At 72.1% G+C, this 16,183-nt stretch carries 15 protein-coding genes; 3 read left to right on the top strand and 12 right to left on the bottom strand.

Annotation, left to right across the window (positions count from 1 at the left end; all coding sequences use genetic code 11):
- Positions 1-56 precede the first annotated feature (56 nt).
- Together ACIPSJ_RS12635 and fdxA are read right to left on the bottom strand one after the other, a co-directional pair.
- On the bottom strand, positions 57-1,151 hold the full coding sequence (locus tag ACIPSJ_RS12635) for a bifunctional succinyldiaminopimelate transaminase/glutamate-prephenate aminotransferase (RefSeq protein WP_401345460.1): 1,095 nt from the start codon (positions 1,149-1,151) through the stop codon (positions 57-59).
- A 148-nt stretch (positions 1,152-1,299) separates the two neighbouring features.
- Positions 1,300-1,620: a ferredoxin gene (gene fdxA, locus ACIPSJ_RS12630; protein ID WP_079659886.1), complete on the bottom strand. Its 321-nt coding sequence runs from the start codon at positions 1,618-1,620 to the stop codon at positions 1,300-1,302.
- A 140-nt stretch (positions 1,621-1,760) separates the two neighbouring features.
- Here fdxA and ACIPSJ_RS12625 point away from each other — a divergent pair, with 140 nt between their 5' ends.
- Positions 1,761-2,771, top strand: a complete 1,011-nt coding sequence (locus tag ACIPSJ_RS12625) for a GNAT family N-acetyltransferase (RefSeq protein WP_401345458.1) — start codon at positions 1,761-1,763, stop codon at positions 2,769-2,771.
- A gap of 50 nt (positions 2,772-2,821) precedes the next feature.
- Complete coding sequence (locus ACIPSJ_RS12620; RefSeq protein WP_359226439.1) at positions 2,822-3,685, top strand: transglutaminase-like domain-containing protein; 864 nt, start codon at positions 2,822-2,824, stop codon at positions 3,683-3,685.
- Between the two features lie 251 nt (positions 3,686-3,936).
- Here the strand turns inward: ACIPSJ_RS12620 and ACIPSJ_RS12615 are convergent, their stop codons facing one another.
- The 8 genes from ACIPSJ_RS12615 to ACIPSJ_RS12580 form a co-directional block, all read right to left on the bottom strand.
- Complete coding sequence (locus ACIPSJ_RS12615) at positions 3,937-4,551, bottom strand: response regulator transcription factor (RefSeq protein WP_359226437.1); 615 nt, start codon at positions 4,549-4,551, stop codon at positions 3,937-3,939.
- Positions 4,548-5,747, bottom strand: coding sequence for a sensor histidine kinase (locus tag ACIPSJ_RS12610; RefSeq protein WP_401346236.1), 1,200 nt, complete (start codon positions 5,745-5,747; stop codon positions 4,548-4,550). The genes ACIPSJ_RS12615 and ACIPSJ_RS12610 overlap by 4 nt, the downstream gene beginning before the upstream one ends.
- 5 nt (positions 5,748-5,752) lie before the next feature.
- The gene (locus tag ACIPSJ_RS12605; RefSeq protein ID WP_355722769.1) at positions 5,753-6,493 is read right to left on the bottom strand and encodes an ABC transporter permease; all 741 of its coding nucleotides are present in this window, start codon (positions 6,491-6,493) and stop codon (positions 5,753-5,755) included.
- Positions 6,490-7,434: an ABC transporter ATP-binding protein gene (locus ACIPSJ_RS12600; protein WP_401345456.1), complete on the bottom strand. Its 945-nt coding sequence runs from the start codon at positions 7,432-7,434 to the stop codon at positions 6,490-6,492. The genes ACIPSJ_RS12605 and ACIPSJ_RS12600 overlap by 4 nt, the downstream gene beginning before the upstream one ends.
- A 247-nt stretch (positions 7,435-7,681) precedes the next feature.
- A complete protein-coding gene (locus tag ACIPSJ_RS12595) occupies positions 7,682-9,955 on the bottom strand; it encodes a hypothetical protein (protein ID WP_401345454.1) in 2,274 nt (757 codons plus the stop codon).
- 156 nt (positions 9,956-10,111) lie between these two features.
- Positions 10,112-10,528: a DUF6113 family protein gene (locus ACIPSJ_RS12590; protein ID WP_401345453.1), complete on the bottom strand. Its 417-nt coding sequence runs from the start codon at positions 10,526-10,528 to the stop codon at positions 10,112-10,114.
- Complete coding sequence (gene mshB / locus ACIPSJ_RS12585; RefSeq protein ID WP_401345451.1) at positions 10,525-11,391, bottom strand: N-acetyl-1-D-myo-inositol-2-amino-2-deoxy-alpha-D-glucopyranoside deacetylase; 867 nt, start codon at positions 11,389-11,391, stop codon at positions 10,525-10,527. The genes ACIPSJ_RS12590 and mshB overlap by 4 nt, the downstream gene beginning before the upstream one ends.
- Positions 11,392-11,453: 62 nt before the next feature.
- Positions 11,454-11,648, bottom strand: a complete 195-nt coding sequence (locus ACIPSJ_RS12580; protein WP_351745642.1) for a hypothetical protein — start codon at positions 11,646-11,648, stop codon at positions 11,454-11,456.
- Between the two features lie 189 nt (positions 11,649-11,837).
- Here ACIPSJ_RS12580 and ACIPSJ_RS12575 point away from each other — a divergent pair, with 189 nt between their 5' ends.
- Complete coding sequence (locus ACIPSJ_RS12575) at positions 11,838-13,961, top strand: prolyl oligopeptidase family serine peptidase (RefSeq protein WP_401345449.1); 2,124 nt, start codon at positions 11,838-11,840, stop codon at positions 13,959-13,961.
- 165 nt (positions 13,962-14,126) lie between these two features.
- Here ACIPSJ_RS12575 and ACIPSJ_RS12570 read toward each other — a convergent pair whose 3' ends face one another.
- A complete protein-coding gene (locus ACIPSJ_RS12570) occupies positions 14,127-15,212 on the bottom strand; it encodes an ABC transporter ATP-binding protein (protein ID WP_401345447.1) in 1,086 nt (361 codons plus the stop codon).
- Complete coding sequence (locus ACIPSJ_RS12565) at positions 15,205-16,179, bottom strand: ABC transporter ATP-binding protein (RefSeq protein WP_355724718.1); 975 nt, start codon at positions 16,177-16,179, stop codon at positions 15,205-15,207. Before ACIPSJ_RS12565 ends, ACIPSJ_RS12570 begins: the two co-directional genes overlap by 8 nt.
- Between the last annotated feature and the right edge of the window lie 4 nt (positions 16,180-16,183).

Here is a 16,183-nt window from a genome sequence, read left to right as displayed (position 1 = left end):
GCCCCGCGCCCCTGACGGGGCGCTCTGGCTGGGGCCGGCTTCAAGAGCCGCGTCCGTCAGGAGAGCCGCTCCACGGCCGCTCGCACGCGCTCGTCCGTCGCCGTCAGGGCCACGCGTACGAAGTTCTCGCCCGCCTCGCCGTAGAAGTCGCCCGGTGCGACCAGGATGCCCCGGTCGGCCAGGTGGGCCACCGTGGCCCAGCAGGACTCGTCCCTGGTGGCCCACAGGTAGAGGCTGGCCTCGCTGTGTTCGATGCGGAAGCCGTGGGACAGGAGGGCCTCCCGGAGGACCGTACGACGGGAGGCGTAGCGCTCGCGCTGCTCCTGGACGTGGGTGTCGTCGGAGAGGGCCGCCACGACCGCCGCCTGGGTGGGGGCCGAGGTCATCATGCCGCCGTGCTTGCGGATCTCCAGGAGCGGGCCGAGGACCGCGGGGTCGCCGGCGAGGAAGGCCGCGCGGTAGCCGGCGAGGTTGGAGCGCTTGGAGAGGGAGTGGACGGCGACGATGCCGTCGTAGGAGCCGCCGTTGACGTCCGGGTGCAGGACGGAGACCGGGTCGGCCTCCCAGCCCAGTTCGAGGTAGCACTCGTCGGAGAAGAGCAGGATGCCGTGGGCGCGGGCCCAGGCGACGATCTCCGTGAGTTCCTGCCGGGAGAGCACCTTGCCGGTCGGGTTGGACGGGGAGTTCAGCCAGAGGAGCTTCAGGCGCGCCGGGTCGAGGTCGCGCGGGTCGTCGTAGACCTCGTAGTCGGCGCGGGCCAGGCGGGCGCCGACCTCGTAGGTGGGGTACGCGAGGCGCGGGTAGGCCACCTTGTCGCCGGGGCCGAGGCCCAGCTGGGTGGGGAGCCAGGCGACGAGTTCCTTGGATCCGACGATCGGCAGGACGTGGCGGTGGGTGACGTCACGGGCGCCGAGGCGGCGCTCGACCCAGCCGGTGATCGCGTCGCGCAGCGCCGGGGTGCCCCAGACCGTGGGGTAGCCGGGCGAGTCGGCCGCGTCGATCAGGGCCTTCTGGATCAGGTCGGGGACCGGGTCCACCGGGGTGCCGACCGACAGGTCGACGATGCCGTCCGGGTGCGCCGCTGCCGTCTTCTTGTACGGCTCCAGCTTGTCCCAGGGGAAGGTGGGCAGACGGTCGGAGACTGCGGACACGGTGGGTGGCTCACTTTCTTCGGTACGACCGGTACGACTGACGACGGCCGGTACGGCAAACGCCTCGGTCCCGTACGGCGCCGATCGGGCGTGATCAGGGCGTACGGGACCGAGGCGGCACGATGATGCGGCGGGCCGCCGGTGCGGACTACTCGGCCTGCGGGGGCAGCGCGGCGACGAACGGGTGGTCGCGCTCGATCAGGCCCAGCTTGCTGGCGCCGCCCGGGGAACCGAGGTCGTCGAAGAACTCGACGTTCGCCTTGTAGTAGTCCTTCCACTCCTCCGGAGTGTCGTCCTCGTAGAAGATCGCCTCGACCGGGCAGACCGGCTCACAGGCACCACAGTCGACGCATTCGTCCGGGTGGATGTACAAGGACCGCTGGCCCTCGTAGATGCAGTCGACCGGGCACTCCTCGATGCACGCCTTGTCCTTCACGTCGACACAAGGCTGCGCGATGACGTAGGTCACGCTGTCGTTCCTCCTCGATTGGGCGCTGGCGGGCCTCCGTAGGCTCCGCCGCCTGGCGCGCGGGAGCGCGGCGTCGTCGATGCCCGCCCCTAGTATCTCCGTTCCTGGGCATGATCCGAACAGGAGGGGTGAACTGACCAGTGGAAATCTCTGCCGCGGGACGCTTCGAGGTCCGCATCACCGCTGCTGACGTGGGTAAACGGGTCTCCGTGCGACGTTTGACCGGGAATGACGTCCCCGAGGAGAAGTTCACCGACACGGTGGGTGTTCTCACATCATGGGACGACGACGGCGTGCTGACGATCACACGGCGGGACGGGGCGACCGTCCGGATACCGGAGTCCGCGCTGGTGGCGGGCAAGGTGGTGCCGGCCGCCCCGGCGCGCCGCCGGGGGCCCGCGGCGACGTACGAGGAACTCGCGCGGGTCGCCGCGCGCGGCTGGCGGCCGGTGGAGAGCGAGCGGCTCGGCGCGTGGGAGCTGCGGGCCTCCGGAGGGTTCACCCGGCGGGCCAACAGCGTGCTGCCGCTCGGCGATCCCGGGCTGCCGCTCGACGCGGCCCTGGAGGCCGTACGGCGGTGGTACGGCGTACGGGGGCTGCCCGCGTACGTGCAGACCGCGACCGGCGCCGCGGGCACGCAGGAGCTGCTCTGCGCGGAGCTGGCGCGGCGCGGGTGGACACGCGAGGTCAGCGCCGAGCTGTGGGTCGGGGGGCTGGCGCCGGTGGCGGACCGGGCGGAGGGGGCCGGGGTACTGCTCGCCCGGGAGGCCGACGAGGCCTGGCTGGCGCGCTACCAGCGCAAAGGGGTGAGCGAGGTCGCGTTGCGGGTGCTCGGGAGCGGGCCCTCGGTGTGGTTCGCGACCGTGCCGGGGGCGCAGGGGGATGCCCCGGCGGCCATCGGGCGGTTGGTGGTGGACGGCCGGTGGGCCGGGTTCGCCGCCGTCGAGGTGGATCCGGCGCTACGACGGCGGGGGCTGGCCGGCGAGGTGATGGCCGCGCTCGCCCGGCGCGCGCTGGAGGAGGGCGCGTCGGCCGCCTGGCTCCAGGTGGAGACGGACAACGAGGCGGCGCGGGCGATGTACGCGCGGCTGGGCTTCGCGGCGCACCACGCGTACCACCACTACCGGGGACCGGAGGCGGACGGCCGCTGAGTCCGGGCGGCACAGCGGTACGGATCATTCCGAAGGGGCACGAGACAGCTATGCACTCCCGTCGACCACATCCATGTCCGCCGTCGTCCGAGCGGGCCGCCGAGGTACGGGGGCGGTTCGCCGAGGAGGCGCGGTCGGAGCGGCCCGATCTGGCGACGCTGTGCCTGCTGCTGGGCGCGGCGGCCGACGGCTCGCTCGACGAGGACGGGATCGACGCCGCGCAGATGGAGCTGGACCGGCTGGCCGGGCAGCTGCCGTACCGGCCGGGCGGACCGCACGACTGGGCCACGGCGGCGCACCGGGTGCTGGGCGAGCGGTTCGGTTTCCACGGCGCCGCCGCGGACTACCGCCGGCTGGAGTCCTCGCTGCTGCACGAGGTGCTGCGGCGGCGGCGCGGGCTGCCGATCCTGCTGTCCGTGGTGTGGCTGGAGGTCACCCGGCGGGCCGGGGCGCCGGTGTCCGGGGTCGCGCTGCCGGGGCACTTCGTGGTCGGCTTCGGGGCGGCGGAGGAGCAGGTGCTGGCCGATCCGTTCGACGGGGGGCGAGTGCTGACCGGGGCGGACGCGGAGATGCTGGTGGTGGGGGCGGCGGGGGTGCCGCTGGAACCGGCGATGCTGGAGCCGGCCGATCCCCTGGACGTCGTGCGCCGGATCCTCAACAACGTACGGGCCTGGGCGGCGGCCCGTCCCGAGCGGTCGGACGTGGGGCTGTGGGCGGTGGACCTCTCGCTGCTGCTGCCGTCGCATCCCGCGCGACTGCGGTACGAGCGGGCGCGGTTGCTGGTCGAGCGGGGTGACTTCGTCGACGGGGCCGAGGAGTTGGACCAGTACGCGGGGTTGATCGACGTCGTCGACGAGGGGGCGGCGGAGAAGGTGCGGGGGGAGGCCCGGGCGGCTCGGGCCCGTCTCAACTGAGGGGGTTGGGGGCCTGTTCGCCGTGAGGGTGGCGGTGCGTGCGCGGCTGCGGGTGCGTGGGGGCTGGTCGCGCAGTTCCCCGCGCCCCTTGGTTGGCTGCACTGCCCGGCGCCGACATGTCACCGCTGCCTGTCAGCCTCACTCGCGTCCGTCACCATGGCCTCCACCGGTCTCTTCGATCCGCCGCGACGGCGCTCGGCCACGACGGCGTGGTCGGCGGTGCCCGGTCGGCCGCAACCCTCTGAACCGGCCTACAGCCAGCCCTTCTCCCGTGCGATGCGGACCGCTTCGGCTCTGTTGCGGACCGCCAGTTTCTGGATGGCCGTCGAGAGGTAGTTGCGTACCGTGCCCTGGGAGAGGTGGAGCGCCGCTGCCAACTCCGCGTTGGTGGAGCCGTCGGCCGCCGCGCGGAGGACCTCGCGCTCGCGGTCGGTCAAGGGGTTGGCGCCCTCGGCGAGGGCCGCTGCCGCGAGGGTGGGGTCGATGACGCGTTCGCCGGCGAGGACCTTGCGGACGGCCTGGGCGAGTTGGGCGGCGGGGGCGTCCTTGACGAGGAACGCGTCGGCGCCCGCTTCCATCGCGCTGCGCAGGTAGCCGGGGCGGCCGAAGGTGGTGAGGACGACCAGCTTCACCGCGGGCAGCGCCTCGTGGAGCCGGGCCGCCGCCTCGATGCCGGTACAGCCCGGCATCTCGATGTCGAGCAGGGCGACGTCGATGTCGTTCGCCCGGGCCGCGGCCAGCACCTCGTCACCGCGCGCGACCTGGGCCACGACCTCGATGTCGTCCTCAAGTCCCAGCAGGGCCGCCAGCGCCTCGCGGACCATCGACTGGTCCTCGGCGAGGAGGACCTTGATCGTGCTGCTCATGCACCGGATCCTACGGCCAGGCCGGAGCCGAGGGGCACCCGGGCGACCAGCCGGAAACCGCGCTTCACCCGGCCCGCCTCCAGCGTGCCGCCCGTCTTCTCCAGGCGTTCGGTGAGCCCGGTGAGACCGTTGCCGGGACCCTTGCCCGAACCGCCGGATCCGTTGTCCTCGACGGTGAGTTCGAGGACCGGCCCGTCCAGGGTCTGACGGCGCAGCAGCTCGACCGTGCAGACGCTCGCGCCGCTGTGCCGTACGACGTTGGTGATCGCCTCGCGCAACGCCCAGGCGAGCGCCGCCTCGCACTCCTCGGGTACGCCGGTGAGGTCGGGGTCGACCGGGACCTCGGCGGTGACCGCCGCGGCGGTCAGGGCGACCTGGGCACCGGCCAGTTCGGCGGCGAGCCGGGGCCGCCGGTAGCCGGTGACGGCCTCCCGGACGTCCACCAGGGCCTGGCGGCTGACCTGTTCGATGTCGGAGACCTGCTGGGCCGCCTTGTCGGGGTGGTCGGGGAGCATCCGGCCGGCCAGCTCGCTCTTCAGGGTGATGAGGGAGAGCGAGTGGCCGAGCAGGTCGTGCAGGTCGCGGGCGAGGCGCAACCGCTCCTCGTTGGCGGCCAGTTGGGCGACCCGGGCGCGGGCCTTGCGCAACTCGATGGTGGTGGCCACGAGTTGCCGTACCCCGGTCATGGAGAAACCGACCAGGAGCACCACGAGGAACAGGCCCCAGGCCTCGTCCATGTCGTGGTGGTACCAGCCCGCCCCCATCATGGCGACGGTGGTCAGCGGGATCGTCCAGTAGGCGACCCGCAGCGGGAAGGTCACTCCGCACATCACGGAGACGTACACGAACAGGCCGAACCAGGAGCCGCCGAGACTGAAGGCCAGGGTGACCGCGAGCGTCCACTCCACGGCGATCGCGGCGGTGACGATCCCGCCCCGGAAGGGCCTGCCCATGGAGCGGAAGACGATGGTCAGGTAGATCCCGACGAAGGCCGTCAGACCCGCCCAGCCGGCCGCCGTGGCCCCGGTGGAGTGGTGGCCGGAGGCCAGGTCCTGCGCCGGGGAGGCCAGGAAGAACAGCCAGGGCAGGATCCACACCAGTTTGCGCATCGCCTCGCTCCGGCTGCGGGGCGGCTGGCCGATCCGCACCAGCCGGTCCGCCCGGGCTTCGTCCTCGGACCGCAGGTCTTCCGTCATGGCGCTCACGCCTTCAGCGTGTCCTTCCGGTACAGCCAGGCCGCGCCGCCGACGAAGAGGGCGAAGAAGACGACGAGGATGGCGATGTCCTGGGCTTTCGGGGCCTGGCTCTGTTCGATGGCCCGTCCCAGGGCAGCGTACGCGTGCGTGGGCAGCCACTTCGCGATGTCCTGGAGCCAGGTCGGGAAGGAGGAGGACGGCCACCACAGGCCGCCGAGGATCGACAGGCCGAAGTAGGTGATCATCGTGATCGGCCGGACCGCGTCGCCGCTCGCCAGGTACCCGATGGCGACGCCGAGCGCGGCGAAGACCAGGCTGCCGGCCCAGATCGCGCCGGTGAGCGCCAGCCACTGCCAGGCGTCCAGTCGTACGTCCTTCACGGTCGCGGCGACCAGGAAGACGACGACGATCGACGGCAGGCTGACCACGGCCGCGCTCGCCGTCTTCGCCAGCACATAGCCGCGGCCGGGCAGGGTCGTCAGCCGCAGCTGCCGTACCCAGCCGCTCTCGCGTTCCTTGGCGATGCGCTCGCTGTTGCCCATCAGGACGGCGGTGAGGGCGCCGAAGGAGGCCATGGAGACCATGACGTAGGCGGCGACGGACAGGCCGGAGTTGTCGACGGTGTCGCCGGTGCCGCCCTGGCCGGCGACCAGCAGGAAGATGATCGACGGGTAGATCACCGAGAAGAACAGGAACTTGCGGTTGCGCAGGGCGCGGGCGAGTTCCAGCTTGATGAGCGCGTTCATGACTGCGGGGCCTCCTTGGCCTCTTCGGCCTCCGTGATGGCGACGAACGCCTGCTCCAGGCCGAGCCCGGCGACTTCGAGGTTGCGGGGGTAGACGCCGAGTCCGTACAGCGCGTGGACGGTCGCGTCGGCGTCGGACGACTGCATGCGGACGGTCTGGCCGGAGACGTCCATGACGGTCAGGAAGGGCAGCGCCCGCAGCGGCGTCTCGTCGATCTCGCCCTCCAGGTCGAAGGAGATCCGCCGGGCCCCCGCCTTGGCCTTGATCTCGGCGGCCGTCCCGTCGGCGAGCAGCCGGCCCCGGTGCAGCACCAGCACCCGGTCGGCGATGGCGTCGGCCTCTTCGAGGTAGTGGGTGGCGAAGAGGACCGTACGGCCCTGGTCGGCCTGCTCGCGCATGGTCGCCCAGAAGGCCTGGCGGGCGGAGACGTCCATGCCGGTGGTCGGCTCGTCCAGGACGATCAGGTCGCTGTCGCCGGCGGTGGCGAGGGCGAAGCGGACGCGCTGGGACTGGCCGCCGGAGAGCTTGTTGACCTTGCGGTCGGCGATCTGCGAGATGCCCGCGCGGGCGAGGACGTCGGTGACCTTGTACGGCTTCGGGTGCAGGTCGCAGGCGAGCTTGACCAGTTCGCGCACGGTGACCTCGTCCATCAGGCCGCCGCTCTGCAGCATCGCGCCCACCCGTCCGGCGACGATGGCCTCGCGCGGGCTCGTGCCGAAGACGCTGACCGTGCCGCCGTCGGCCTGCTTGAGGCCGAGCAACAGGTCGAGCGTGGTCGACTTGCCCGCGCCGTTGGGCCCGAGCAGGGCCACGGTCTCCCCCGGGTGCAGCCGCAGCGAGAGCCCGTCGACGGCCCGCACATTCCCGTAGATCTTGCTCACTCGCTCGAACCCGACCACCACCGGGGTACCGGTGCCCGTCGTCGCCGCTGTCGTTGTCATGCGTCCATGCTGGCGGCGGGGCCGGGGCCGGGGGCAGTGCCGACCGTCCGGAGAGCGGCATGACAGATGTCATGGGCGGGGGGTGACACGACGAGAGGGGGGGGGGGGGGGGGGGGGGGGGGGGGGGGGGCCGGCCCCCCCCCCCCCCCCGCGCCGCCCCCCCCCCGGGCGGGGGGGGCGCCCCCCCCCCCGGGCCGGCCGCCCCCCCCCCCCCCCCCCCCCCCCCCCCCCCCTCTGGAAGGCGACGTCAGCTGGGGTTGGTGTCGATGACCCCGACCCGGTTGCTCTTGCTCAACAGCGCCTGGCGCAGGGCTACGTAGACGTCCTGCGGGGTGACGGCCGTCTTGTCCCCGGAGGCGCGAGTGATCTTGACGTTGTCGAAGGTGTTGCCGTAGAGCCCCTTGAGCGCGTTCAGGTCGGGGCTGTCGACCAGCTTGCCGTCGACGGCCTTGACCCGGAGGAACTTCCACAGGGAGTTCTGCGGGCTGAACTGCAGCTGGACGCCGGTGTCGGTCTTCACCGTGACGAAGGCCGACATCGCCGGCTCGGCGAACGCCTTCATCTCGCGGTCGACCTCGGCCTTGGTGATCGCCGGCTGCTGGGTGGTCGTGGACACCGTCACCGGTGAGGCCGAGTCGGTCTCGACCATCGTCTCGTAGGCCTGTTTGACCGCTGTCATCGACGCGGCCGCGTCGATGCCCTTGCCCGCCTTGCCGTAGACCGCGACGGCCTTGCCGGAGGTGAACTTGATGGTGCCCTCGGTGACGGAGCCGGAGCTGCCGCCGAGGTCCTTGAGGGCGGCCTGGAGCTTCTCCTCGTCGACCGGCATGACGGGGGCGACGACCCGCTTCTGGCCGAAGAGGGAGCCGATCACGGAGACCGGGTTGTAGTCGCTCTTGGCGGCGGCCTCGACCGTGTTCTGCATGTCGAACTGCAGGCCCGCCTGGTCCGGCGGCAGCGAGACGGTCTTGCCGTCGACGGACAGCTTCAGCGGCTGGTTGACCCGCTTGCCGAAGGCGTCGTCGAGCTTCTTGACGGCGTCGTCGCGGGTGCCGCCGCCGATGTCGACGCCGAGCACGGTGGTGCCCTTGGGCACGTCGGAGTGGTTCATGAGCAGCCCGGCGCCATACACACCGAGACCAGCGACCACCACGACACCGACGAGCAGCGGCAGCTTGCTCCGCTTCTTCTTGGCCTTGGCCTTGCCCTTCCCCTTGGACCCGGCGGGCGGCGGCGAGACCGGCTCGGGCAGCTTCGGGGGCGTGTGCGGCAGCGGCCCGTCGGCGGGCGTGCCCGGCGCGAACGGGGAGCCGGAGCCCGGCGGGACGACCGGGATGCCGCTGGTGACGGTGTGGCCGGAGACGTTGTCCGCCGGTGCGCCGTAGCCGGGCATGCCCGGTTCGGGCGCGGGCTTCTGCGGGGTGAGGATCGCGGTGTCGTCGCTCAGGCCGCCGCCGGGGCCGAGGCCGGCACCGGCGGGGGCGGTGCGCGCGCCGGGTCCGGCATGAGCGCCCGGGCGGGCGGCGGGGCCTGCGCCCGGGCGGCCGGTGCCGTTCGGCGCGCCGAAGGGCTCACCGCCGTTGACCGGCGGGACGAACGGGCCGTCGCCGGTGACCGGGCCGCCGGTGGGGCCCGCCGGGCCCTGCGGACCGCCGGGGCCGCCGGGCAGGCCGGGGCCGTTGAAGCCGCTGGGGCCGCCGGGACCGGCCGGGCCGCCGCCGGGCGCGCCGGGACCGGCCGGGCCGCCGTTCTGGCCGCCGTTGTCGGAGAAGTACGGGAGTTCGTCGCGGCGGGTCTCGCCGCCGCCCTTCGCGCCGCCCCGGGAGCCGCCGAGCGGGCCCGCGGCGAGCGCCTCGGTCACGTCGAAGGAACCGGTGCCGCCGCCGTGCCCCGGGGCCACCGGGCCGCCGGTCGCGCCGGTGGGCAGCCCCGCGCCGTTCGTGGCACCGGGCCGCACGCTCATGGAGCCGACGACACCGCCGGGACGGCCGCCGCCCGGACGCGCACCGCCCGGGGCCGCCGGACCGCCCGGGGCCGCCGGGCCGCTCGGCGGGGCGGCGGGCGAAGCGCCGGGCGTACCGGCGCCGTTGGTGGCGCCGCCGCGCTGAGGGCCCTTGGCGGGGCCGGACTTGCGGGGCGCGAACCAGTCGCTGGCCTTCTCGTCGGGGGCGGGCGCGGGCGCCGGATCGGCGGCGGGCGGCTCGGTGGTGCCGGTGGCCATGGCGGGGGCGGCCGGCATCGCGTGCGTGCCCGTCTCCTCGCTCACGCCGGCCTCGGCCGTGTCCGTGACGGGAGTGCGGACGACCACGGGCGGAATCGGCCGGGATCCGGGGATGTTGATCCGGATCCGGGTCGTCAGCGTGGTCTCGGTCTTGCGCTCCTCCGGCTGCGCGGCCGAACGGCCCGCGTCCGTACCGTCGTCGGAAGCCATGGGGGTCCCGTACGGCGGCGTGCCCGAGGGGTATGCGGCTCCGCCGCGCCCGTTGGGCCCGGAGGACGGAGTGTCAGTTTCACGACTCAAGGCAGGTTCTCCCGGTTGGCTCCACCGCCCGTGACGACCTTGCGAGGGCGGCTCGGCGGCGCGCACCACCATACTGGCCACATCTGGCGCTTATCCCATGACCGCTGGGGAAACCCACACCGGACTCGCACGTGCGCCCCATGGCGAAGTGGTACGTCACTTGCCAAGTCGGGCGTCGTCGGCGTCGGGTTGCCGCCCCAAACCTATTGTGGCGCAGATCACAGCCAGCGCCATGCCGCCGAGCAGGAAGAGGTACGACCCCGCTCCCGCGCCGAACAGGAAGTCTCCTTCGGGCCGGCTGGCGGTGAGGAAGATGACGGCGACGACCCAGCCGGCGGCGGGCGCCACGGCCCCGCCACGGCTGCCCGTGACCCGGGAGCCACCGAGGAAGAGCCCGGCGGCACCGGCCAGGGCGAGCAGCAGCCCGCCCGGGAACCAGCCGGCCTGCACCAGGGCTCCGGCGAAGCCGACCACGGCACCGAGCACGGTCAGCCCGATCAGGGCGGCGACCCGTCCGGCGGAGGGCGCCCGCAACGGTTGCGCGAGCATCGATCCACGTCCGGCGGAACTCATGACGCCTCCCCGATACCGGCGAAGAGATCGGTCTCGCGCGCCGCGCCCGGCTCGCCGACCGCCAACTCGTAGTACTCGGTGGTGAATACGGGCTGGGCCAGCTCATTGCTCAGCGCGAACCAGGGGGCCGCGCCGGGCGCCACCTCGATCTGGGTGGCGTGGGCGGCCATCGCGGCGGTCTTCGCGGTGGCGTACGCGGTGCCGTCGATCTCGGCGGTGATCCGGTGGTCGTCGACCACGCCCGGTACGTCCTCGACGGCGGCGGGCTTGTCGAAGGGCAGCCCCGGCAGTTCGTCCTGGAGCCGGGCGAAGGCGGCCTCGGCGACCGAGCGCGGCACGCGGTTCCAGTAGACCTTGGGGACGCGGTGGCCGGCCTCGGCGGCCAGGGCGACGGCCCGCATGGCGACCCGGTGGGCCTGGATGTGGTCCGGGTGGCCGTATCCGCCGTTGTCGTCATAGGTGACGAGAACCTGGGGACGGGTCTCCAGGATGACCTCGACCAGATGTCCGGCGGCCTCGTCGAGGTCGGCCCGCCAGAAGCAGCCGGGCACGTCGTTGTCGGGCAGGCCCATCATCCCGGAGTCGCGGTAGCGGCCGGGGCCGCCGAGCAGCCGGAAGTCGCCGACGCCGAGTGCGCGCATGGCGGCGGTGAGCTCGCCCAGCCGGTACTCGCCCAGTGCGGGGCCGGTCAGATGCCGCAGCCCGGGCGGGATGACCTCGCCGCCCTCGCCGAGCGTGCAGGTGACCAGCGTCACATGGACGCCCTGGTCCGCGTAGCGGGCCATGGTGGCGCCGTTGTTGATCGACTCGTCGTCCGGGTGTGCGTGCACGAGCAGCAGGCGCCGGGCAGGGTCTTCCGTCATGACCCCACCCTACGAAACGACACCGACAGTGCCGCGCAGCCCCGGCGCCCGAGCGGCCGGGGTCAGAACTTGATGCTGCCGATCATGCTGGCCACGTTGGTCGTCAGATCGCTGATCGTCGGCGCGATCGTCGACGAGGCGAGATAGAAGCCGAGTAGGACACAGACAACCGCATGGCCGCCCTTCAGACCTGACTTCTTGATCAACAAGAAGACGATGATCGCCAGCAGCACCACCGCCGAAATCGAGAGTGCCACGGCGGCTCACCTCCAAAGATCCCAGGGACGCGGGGGGTTCGGGTATGGGGGTTGTAGATCGGTACAGCAATTCCATGCTCAAGCCAGCAGGTTCATACCCACTCAGCGGTAGTGATCATAACTATGCGTGCTCGCGCATCGCTCGGCGCACGGCCGCACAAGGGGGCGCATGGCCAATATGGTCGGGGGATGACGACCGAGGCTGTCTCATTCCCCCGCCGCCACGCCCGCACCCAGCGTTTCACGCTCGGCGCGCCGCGCGCGTTCACCGTGGCCCCCGACGGCTCCCGCGTGGCGTTTCTGCGCTCGGGTTCCGGTACGGACCGGGCCAACTCCCTGTGGGTTCTCGATGTTCCGGGCGGCCGGGAGCGCCTCGCGGCGGACCCCCGCGCCCTGCTCGACGGCACCGAGGAGCACCTCTCGCCGCAGGAGCGGGCCCGCCGTGAACGCAGCCGCGAGGGCGGTGCCGGCATCGTCGGCTACGCCACCGACGCGGCCCTGGAGCTGGCGTCTTTCGCCTTGTCAGGGCGGCTTTTCACGGCGGAGCTCAGGGCCGGCACCGCACGCGAACTCACCGTCCCAGGACCGGTGATCGACCCCCGCCCGTCCCCCGACGGCCGCCATGTCGCGTACGTCGCGGAGGGCGCCCTGCGGGTGGTGGGCGCCGAGGGCGAGGGCGACCGGGCGCTGGCGGAGCCGGAGTCGGAACAGGTCACCTATGGATTGGCCGAGTTCATCGCGGCCGAGGAGATGGGCCGTTCGCGCGGCTTCTGGTGGTCCCCCCGGTCCGACCGGCTGCTCGTGGCGCGCGTGGACGACACGCCGGTGCAGCGGTGGTGGATCGCCGACCCCGCCCACCCCGGGCGTGAGCCACATCATGTCGCCTACCCGGCGGCGGGCACCGCCAACGCGGAGGTACGGCTGTTCGTCCAGGGCCTCGACGGGGAGCGCACGGAGGTCTCCTGGGACCGGGCGCGCTATCCGTATGTGGCGCATGTGCACTGGTCAGAGGCGGGTGCACCGCTGTTGCTCGTACAGGCGCGCGACCAGCGCAGCCAGCTGTTCCTCGCCGTGGACCCGGCCTCGGGGGCGACCCGGATGGTGCACGCCGACGAAGATCCAACATGGCTTGAATTGTTCGGTGGAGTGCCCTGCTGGAGCCCCTCCGGACAGCTGGTGCGGATCGCCGACGAGGGCGGCGCCCGGGTGCTCGCGGTGGGTGAACGACCGCTCACGGGAGCCCAGTTGCACATCCGTGCGGTGCTCGACGTGACCGCCGATGACGTGCTGGTTTCCGCGTCCGCCGGCGAGGAGGCCGAGTCCTCCGAGATCGGCGAGGTGCACGTGTACCGGGTCAACGAACTCGGCGTGGAGCGCGTGTCGCAGGAGCCCGGCGTGCACACGGCGGTGCGTGCCGGGGGCGTGACCGTATTGGTGTCCGCCACCCTGGACCGTCCGGGCGCCCGCGTCCAGGTGCTGAGTGACGGAAAAGTCGTCGCCACTGTCCCGTCTTACGCCGATGATCCCGGTCTGTCCCCGCGCGTGACGCTCACCGAGGGGGGCGCACGCCGAATTCCGTGCGCCGTGCTTATGCCACAGGACTACGACGGGAACACTCCCCTTCCGGTTTTGCTCGACCCCTACGGCGGTCCGCACGGCCAGCGGGTGGTCGCCGCGCACAACGCCCACCTCACCTCTCAGTGGTTCGCCGACCAGGGCTTCGCGGTGATCGTGGCCGACGGGCGGGGCACCCCGGGCCACTCCCCGGCCTGGGAGAAGTCCATCAAGGACGAGGTCGCGGCGACCGTCCTGGCGGACCAGGTCGACGCGCTCCAGTCGCTCGCCGCCGACTTTCCCCTCGACCTCACCAAGGTGGCCATCCGCGGCTGGTCCTTCGGCGGCTACCTCGCCGCCCTCGCGGCCCTGCGCCGCCCGGACGTCTTCCACGCGGCGGTGGTCGGCGCCCCGGTGACCGACCTGCGCCTGTACGACACCCACTACCAGGAGCGCTACCTCGGCCACCCGGGCGAGCAGCCGGAGGTCTACCGCCGCAACTCCGTGATCGACGACGAGGGCCTGGTCGACGCGGCCGACCCGCACCGCCCGATGATGATCATCCACGGCCTGGCGGACGACAACGTGGTGGTGGCCCACTCGCTCCGGCTCTCCTCGGCCCTGCTCGCGGCGGGCCGCGCGCACGAGGTGCTGCCCCTCTCGGGCGTCACGCACATGACCCCGCAGGAACAGGTGGCGGAGAACCTTCTGCTGCTCCAGCTGGACTTCCTGAAGAGGTCCCTGGGGCTCGTCGACTAGAGGCGTCGACCAGAGGTACGGCAACGGGCCGGGGCGACATGGCGCGCCCCGGCCCGTTTACGGCACCCGCACGGCCGTACGCTCATTAGAGTGCCGCGTCCGTATATCGAGACCGGGTCGGAGAAGTTGCCTGCGTGTTAACGCGATTGGCCCGGATATGCCCCGTTATACACCCCCGTCACCAAGATCGTCCGGCACCTCCTTGGCCGGCTCCTCCGGGGGCACCACCTGCTTCTCCTCCGCGAAATGGCAGGCGGAGTCATGGGCCGCCGGACCCGACGCGAGCCGGAACTCCTCCGGGACCGCCAGCAGCGGCACCTCCACGGCGCACCGCTCCCGCGCCTTCCAGCACCGGGTCCGGAACCGGCACCCGGACGGGATGTTCGTCGGCGACGGCACGTCCCCGCTCAGGATGATCCGCTCCCGGTGCTCCCGCGCCTCCGGGTCCGGTACCGGCACCGCGGAGAGCAGGGCCTGGGTGTAGGGGTGGGTCGGGTGGTCGTAGATCTCCTCGTCCTTGCCGATCTCCACGATCCGTCCGAGGTACATCACCCCGACCCGGTCCGAGATGTGCCGCACGATCGACAGGTCGTGCGCGATGAAGACGTACGACAGCTCGAAGTCCTTCTGGAGCCGGTCCAGCAGGTTGATCACCTGGGCCTGCACGGACACGTCGAGCGCGGAGACCGGCTCGTCGGCGACGATCACCTCGGGGCGCAGCGCCAACCCGCGTGCGATGCCGATGCGTTGCCGCTGGCCGCCGGAGAACTGGTGCGGATAGCGGTTGATGTACTCGGGGTTGAGACCGACGACGTCCAGCAGGTCCTGGACCCGCCCCCGCCGGTCGCCCTTGGGGGCGGCCTCCGGGTGGATCTCGTACGGCTCGCCGATGATGTCGCCCACGGTCATGCGGGGGTTGAGCGAGGTGTACGGGTCCTGGAACACCATCTGGATGTTGCGGCGGACCGCCTTCAGCGCCCGGCCGCTCAGCTTGGTGATGTCCTCGCCCTTGTACCTGATCGACCCCGCCGTCGGCCGTTCGAGGTTGACGAGCATCTTGGCCACGGTCGACTTGCCGCAGCCCGACTCCCCGACGATGCCGAGGGTCTCCCCTTTGTCGAGCGTGAAGTCCACACCGTCAACGGCCTTGACGGCACCGACCTGTTTCTTGATCAAGATGCCCTGGGTCAACGGGTAGTACTTGACCAGTCCACTCACTTCCAGGATCGGCTCAACCACGGCGTCAACCATTGAGGCACTCCCTCCAGAAATGGCAGGCGCTGCCCCGGTGTTGATCCACCTCGTACAGCGGTGGTTCGTCGGTGCGGCACACGTCCTGGGCCATGGGGCAGCGCGGGTTGAAGGCGCACCCCGGAGGGATGTGCAGGAGGTTGGGCGGCAGGCCCTTGATGGCGTAGAGCTCCTGGCCCTTCTGGTCGAGGCGCGGGATGGAGTCGAGCAGCCCGCGTGTGTAGGGGTGCGCCGGCGCCTTGTAGATGTCGTGCACGGGTGCCGACTCCACGATCCGTCCCGCGTACATCACGGCGATCCGGTCGGCGACGTCCGCGACCACGCCGAGGTCGTGGGTGATGAGGATCAGGCCCATGCGGTACTCGCGCTGCAACTCCGCCAGCAGGTCCATGACCTGGGCCTGGACGGTCACGTCCAGGGCCGTCGTCGGCTCGTCGGCGATGATGAGCGCCGGTTCCAGGGCCAGCGCCATGGCGATCATGATGCGCTGGCGCATGCCCCCGGAGAACTGGTGCGGATAGTCCCGCACCCGCTGGGCGGCGGCCGGGATCCGCACCCGCTCCATCAGTTCGACGGCCCTGGCCCGGGCGTCCTTCTTCGACATCCCCCGGTGCACGACGAACATCTCGCCGAGCTGGTCGCCCACGCTCAGCACCGGGTTCAGCGCCGACAGCGCGTCCTGGAAGATCATCGCCATCCCGGCGCCCCGGATCCTCCGTCGCTCCTCTTCCTTCAGTTTCAGCAGGTCCCGCCCCTGGAAGAGGATCTCGCCCCCGCCGATCCGCCCCGGCGGCACGTCCAGGATCCCCATCACCGCCTGGGCGGTCACCGACTTGCCGGACCCCGACTCGCCCAGCACGGCCAGCGTCTCCCCCTCGTCGACGGCGTAGGAGACGCCGTTCACGGCGTGGGCGACGCCGTCCCGGGTCCGGAACTCCACGTGCAGGTCGCGCACTTCGAGCAGCACGGCG

It is taken from the genome of Streptomyces sp. NPDC090088 (genome assembly GCF_044747345.1).
Lineage (GTDB): Bacteria > Actinomycetota > Actinomycetes > Streptomycetales > Streptomycetaceae > Streptomyces.
Note: the sequence above shows the minus strand (reverse complement) of the source record. Positions and strands in the feature narration are given on the sequence as shown.